The 5,989-nt window shown below is 46.5% G+C and carries 4 protein-coding genes and 1 pseudogene; all 5 read left to right on the top strand.

Annotated elements, in window-relative coordinates; translation table 11 throughout:
* Positions 1-295: pseudogene (locus F8N00_RS15640) on the top strand (hypothetical protein); the annotation flags it as partial.
* Between the two features lie 196 nt (positions 296-491).
* The gene (locus F8N00_RS15635; RefSeq protein ID WP_064300273.1) at positions 492-1,955 is read left to right on the top strand and encodes an alanine/glycine:cation symporter family protein; all 1,464 of its coding nucleotides are present in this window, start codon (positions 492-494) and stop codon (positions 1,953-1,955) included.
* A 137-nt stretch (positions 1,956-2,092) separates the two neighbouring features.
* Entirely contained in the window at positions 2,093-2,986 is an 894-nt protein-coding gene (locus F8N00_RS15630) for a diacylglycerol/lipid kinase family protein (RefSeq protein ID WP_035398267.1), read from the top strand.
* Between the two features lie 247 nt (positions 2,987-3,233).
* Complete coding sequence (locus F8N00_RS15625) at positions 3,234-3,950, top strand: M23 family metallopeptidase (RefSeq protein WP_023467606.1); 717 nt, start codon at positions 3,234-3,236, stop codon at positions 3,948-3,950.
* A gap of 116 nt (positions 3,951-4,066) precedes the next feature.
* Positions 4,067-5,989 (top strand): penicillin-binding transpeptidase domain-containing protein (locus F8N00_RS15620; RefSeq protein WP_421018534.1); only part of this gene is annotated, 1,923 nt, incomplete at its 3' end.

Here is a 5,989-nt window from a genome sequence, read left to right as displayed (position 1 = left end):
CGACCGCTACTTCTTGAATCGTCTCTTTCCGCAGATCCTGTGGCTCGAAAATGGTCTGACGCGTTATCATGGTACGTATACGTATGCCCAACAGAAGCGTACCGAGCTCGCTACGTCTTCCCCACTTAACGTAACCCTACAAAAACCAAAACGATTGTCACAACACGAGTTAGAAGTGCAGATCGAGCGGCTTGAACAGAAATTAGCAAAACGTGAAAAACCGACTGATACCGTTTCTAAAAGCATCCAACAGAAACTCGATGACCTATACGAACAGTTGCTACAGTATGGATGATTTAGCTTTACTTGCCTGTCACTCTCGATACCGAGAGTGGCAGTTTTTTCGTTCATTCACAAGATTTCAGCATATGGTTTTTTAGCTAACCTTATTAAGTTTTAAAATTTTATTTTATTTTGTTGTTGCTTATTTTCAGAAAATTCGTATAATTTAGCGTATAGCTTTTATTATTCTTTGGGAGGAATACACCATCATGAACGCCATTCAGCAAGTCATTCAAGGAAGTGTCGATTACGCCAACAACATTTTATGGTCCTATGTATTAATCGCTGTATTGATCGGCGGCGGGATCTACTTCACGATCCGAACTGGCTTCATCCAATTCACTTACTTAAAAGAGATGTTCCGCGTCACGCTCGATAAAAGTGAACAAACAACAGACGATAAAGGAGAAAGCATCACTTCTCTCCAGTCATTCTTCATCGGTGCTGCGACACGGATCGGTACGGGTAACCTTGCCGGTGTCACGATTGCCGTCACACTCGGTGGACCAGGTGCCGTCTTCTGGATGTGGATGGTCGCTCTCTTAGGGGGCGCGACGGCTCTCATCGAAAGTACACTGGCTCAAGTCTATAAAGTACGCGATACGAAATCGAACGCATACCGTGGTGGTCCCGCCTACTACATCGAAAAAGGCTTGAAGAACCGAGCTCTCGGAATCGTCTTTGCAATCTTGATTGCTGTGACGTTCGGCCTTATCTTCAACTCCGTTCAATCAAACACGATTGCCGCTGCCTTTGACAATGCGTTCGGTATCAACACAGCTGTCGTCGGTGCAGCACTCGTCGTCTTGACGGGACTCGTCATCTTTGGTGGTGTCCACCGCGTCGCGAAGTTCTCTGCAATCATCGTTCCTATCATGGCAGGTCTCTACTTGATTGCTGCTCTTTATGTCGTCGTTACGAACCTGACGGAACTTCCTGGTGTGTTCGCAATGATTTTCAAAAGTGCCTTCGGAATCGAGCAAGCATTCGGTGGCTCGGTCGGTGCTGCGATCTCACTCGGTGTCAAACGCGGATTGTTCTCAAACGAAGCCGGAATGGGATCTGCTCCGAACGCTGCTGCTGCGGCTGAAGTCTCTCACCCAGCAAAACAAGGTTTCTTACAAACACTTGGTGTATTCCTTGATACATTGATCGTCTGTACAGCGACAGCAACGATCATTCTCCTCAGTGATAGTTATGCTGCTGGAAATGGCGAAGGAATCGGCATGTTGCAAAACGCGCTCTCCGAAGAATTTGGTGCGATTGCTCCACCATTCATCGCACTCAGCGTCTTCTTGTTTGCTTTTAGTTCGATCGTTGGTAGCTACTACTACGGCGAAACGAACATCGAATTCATTAAACAAAGTCCTGCAGCCGTCTTCGGTTTCCGGATTGCGACAATGGGCTTCGTCTTCATTGGATCTGTCCTCAGCCTAGGTATGGTATGGAGCTTTGCCGATCTCTTCATGGCAGGCATGACATTGATCAATATGACAGCGATTCTCCTCTTGAGCGGCATCGCCCTCAAAGTCATTAAAGATTATCAGGAACAACGGAAACAGGGACTCGATCCTGTCTTCTCAGCAAAAGCACTCGGGATCGAAAATACGGAGTGTTGGGATGTTGAAGAAGAAGCACGTCCTGCGGCTGGTGAAGTGCCACCATCACAATAAATCACTTCTGAGTTCGAACTTCAACACCGAGTAAGCCATGTGCCTACTCGGTGTTTTTATTTGTCAAAAAGAATTTGGATTATGTTTTCATCGGACAGGGAAAAAGTCAACAGATTGTCCTGAAGGAGGAATTCATCTTGTCTCAAGCCATGTTGATCATCAACCCGTCTTCTGGTAAAGAACTCGGAAAAAAACACGCGACGCTCGCTGAAGAGACGCTTGCTACTCGCTTTGAAACCGTCGACGTTCGGTTTACGGAAAAAGAACACGATGCGACGGAATTCGCGCGTCATGCTGCTCAGTCTAATTACGACGCTGTCATCGCCATGGGAGGTGACGGAACGGTCAATGAAGTCATCACCGGAATCGCCGAGCAACCGCATCGGCCAACACTCGGGATCGTCCCACTCGGAACGGTCAATGACTTATCGCGCGCATTACACATCCCGACGGATCCCGAAGAGGCGATCCAGATTCTAGCTGATGCCCCTGCCCGACCGCTCGATATCGGTAAATATGATGACCATTACTTCATGAACGTCATCGCTGTTGGTCTGATTGCAGAAGCCGTTGAGGAGGTCAGTGTCGAACAAAAAACGTCACTCGGATCGGTCGCTTATTTCATTGAAGGTCTAAAAGCCTTCAAGGATCATAGCCCCTATCCGATTGAAATTGATTCTGCTGAGAAACAATTCGATGGAGAAGCACACTTGTTGATTATCGCCTTGACGAATTCCGTTGGTGGGTTCGAATCCTTTGCAGAAGACGCAAAAGTCGATGATGGACTGTTGCATGGGTTCATCATTACGAAGCTTGGATTCTTTGATGCGCTCCAAGCATTACCCAAACTCATCACGGGTGGATTATCAAAAGCCGATCAAATCGAACACTTCACGACGACACGTGTCGAAATTCGCTCGAAAGAAGAATTGCCGATTAATGCCGATGGGGATACAGCAGGTCATGTTCCCGTGACTGTCGAGGTACTCCCACAACATTTGACTGTGTTTTCACCCTCTTCCATTGAATAACAGTATAGGTTTCATAGAAAAAAGAACTGACTCTTCGTCAGTTCTTTTTTTACTTATTAATCCATTACAATATATGTTAATAACGCATAATTTTGAAATACATTTGAAATATTTTTGTGTTATTGACGATGCTATAATCATCTCAGGCGAAAAATCATTCCCTAAAATAAATAAATATACATAAAATCTTACAATTTTGTAATGATCCGTTCTGTCGCTTCAGATTTTTAAGGAGGAAATACACTCAATGAAACGTTTACTTACAACAATGACAATGACAGCTTTGGTAGTTTCAGGTTTTGCAACAACGAGTGCTTCGAAAGTTGAAGCTGCAACGACATATAAGGTAAAGGTCACAGCGGACGGGCTTCGTGTCCGTACAGGTCCATCAACGGCTTATAAAATCGTCGGTAGCGTCAATACAGGACAGACATTCAATTATCTCGGTGTTTCCGGTTCATGGACGAAAATTTCGTACGGCGGCGCATCACGCTATGTTTCTTCTACATATGTTAAAAAGTACAGTACGACGACTTCGTCAAAAGCAACGACTGGTTTCTCGCGTCCAGCAAGTGGTCCAATCACGCAAGGATATGGTGCTGCGAGTGGCGTTTACGGTTATACGTTCCATAACGGCATCGATATCGGTGCTCCAACAGGCACACCTGTCTATGCATCGGCTGCCGGTAAAGTCATCACATCCCGTTATTACGGCGCATACGGAAATCATGTCATGATGACACATACGGTGAACGGTATCCAGTACACGACAGTATATGCACACTTGAACAGTCGCTCTGTCTCAGTCGGACAAACGATTGCTAAAGGATCGAAAATCGGTACGATTGGTGCGACAGGTAACGCATTCGGTGCGCATCTCCACTTCGAAATGCATCGTGGTCCATACGTCTACAGCGGAACGTCTGCTGCAAACAGTGTCAATCCACTCAATTACTTCAACTAAGCTTGATTCACCGGACTTCTCTCCATGAGAAGTCCGGTTTTGTGTTTCAGATGAAATCTCCTGACAGGAGTGGTACGGTATGATTATGAGTCTAATCCACAACGGAGGCGAAACCCATGAAACGAACGATCCCTCTTCTTTTATCAGCGACGTTTGGTGTGACGTTACTTGCCGGTTGTCAAGATCAGCCGACACCTGAAGAACGGCTTGATGCCTACATCAAACTTTGGGAGAAACAAGATTACGATAAGATGTATACGTACGCGAGTACGGCTACTAAAAAAGAATACGGCAAAAAAGAATTCATCGACCGGACAAAACAGTTGTCGAAAACGCTTGATATCAAAAAGTTATCCGTCGAACGGAAGAAAGCAAAGGAAGCAACGGATGACGAAAAAGCGTCCCTTCCTGTGCGGATCTCTTTTGATACGGTGGCAGGAGCCGTTGCTTATGATAAACAAGTCCCGTTAACATTCGAGAAACAAGGAGAAACAGAAAACTGGTTCATCGACTGGGATTCTTCGTTTGTTCTAAAAGACTTTAAGAAAGAAGACAAGGTTCAGTTACAAACCGTTGAAGGGAAACGCGGTGATTTGCTTGATGCGAACAATAAACCGCTCGCGACCTCTGGTAAAGGATATGCTGTCGGCGCAACTGCAGGACAACTTAAAGATGTCACACAAGTTGCCAAGTTGCTCGATCGCCCGACCTCATCGGTCGAAGATTCCTTAAAAGCAAGTTGGGTCAAGGACGGACAATTCGTTCCGCTCAAAACACTGACCGACGAAGCAACGGTTGCGAAATTGCGTGACATTCCAGGTATCAGCGTCAAAGAGACGGAAGTCCGAACATATCCGCTCGGGAAGGCCGCTTCACACTTGATCGGTTATATCGGTTCAGCGACAGCAGACGAGATTAAAGAATCAAAAAATAAAATCCAAGCTGGCGAACAGGTCGGGAAACGGGGTCTCGAACAAATCCTTGATGATCGGTTACGCGGTAAAGCCGGAGCTTCGATCATTCTACAAAAGAAAGACGGATCAAGCGTCACCGTCGCTGAAACGAAACCGTCCGATGGTGAGGATATCCCGTTGACGATTGATGCTACGCTTCAGAAAAAGACGTATGACACGATGAAAGAGGATCCAGGAACGGCATCGGCAATCGATCCGCGGACTGGCGAGACACGTGTCTTACTCAGCTCCCCTGGCTTTGATCCTTCTGAATTCATGTCAGGGATCTCGCAAGCGCGACTCGATGAATTGACGCAGGATCCGGATCAACCATTGTTGAACCGATTCACGAGTGCTTTCGCACCCGGTTCGACCCAAAAACCCCTAACGGCCGCCGTTGGCTTAAAGAGTGGAACACTCGACCCGGAAAAAGCCTATACAATCAATGGACTGAAAAATAAGATCGATGGTTTTAACGTCACGCGGATTCACGAGACGCCAGCACCCGTTAATCTGCACAATGCGCTCGTTTATTCAGATAACATCTATTTCGCCCGCTCCACACTCGAACAGGTCGGAACGAAGGCGTTCACGTCTGGACTTGAAGCCCTCGGCTACGGAGAGAAGCTACCGTTTGCGTATCCGTTACGCGCTTCTCAAATCTCAAACGACGGGACGATCGCTTCAGATGGACAGCTGATGGATACGTCCTACGGACAAGGACAGATGCTGACGAACATTCTCCATCTAGCGTCGATGTATGAAATTTTCCTGACAGATGGAACAATCTATCGTCCGACCCTTTTACAAGAGGAAAAAACGAAGCAAGTCTTCAAAAAGGATCTACTGGATGCGAAAGACGCGAAGATGATTCGCGATGATCTCTATGACGTCGTTCATAACGGTTATACACTCCCAGCTGACATCAAGGAAGTCGATGTTGCCGGTAAGACCGGAACGGCTGAATTGAAAAAAGCAGGTGAAACCGATGGAAAAGAGAATGGCTTCTTTGTCGGTTACGACAACGACAAAAAAGATCTTCTCGTTGCCATCATGATCCTGTCTCTTATACACATCTCCGAGCCC

It is taken from the genome of Exiguobacterium sp. A1_3_1 (genome assembly GCF_048985645.1).
Taxonomy (GTDB): domain Bacteria; phylum Bacillota; class Bacilli; order Exiguobacteriales; family Exiguobacteriaceae; genus Exiguobacterium_A; species Exiguobacterium_A indicum.
Note: the sequence above shows the minus strand (reverse complement) of the source record. Positions and strands in the feature narration are given on the sequence as shown.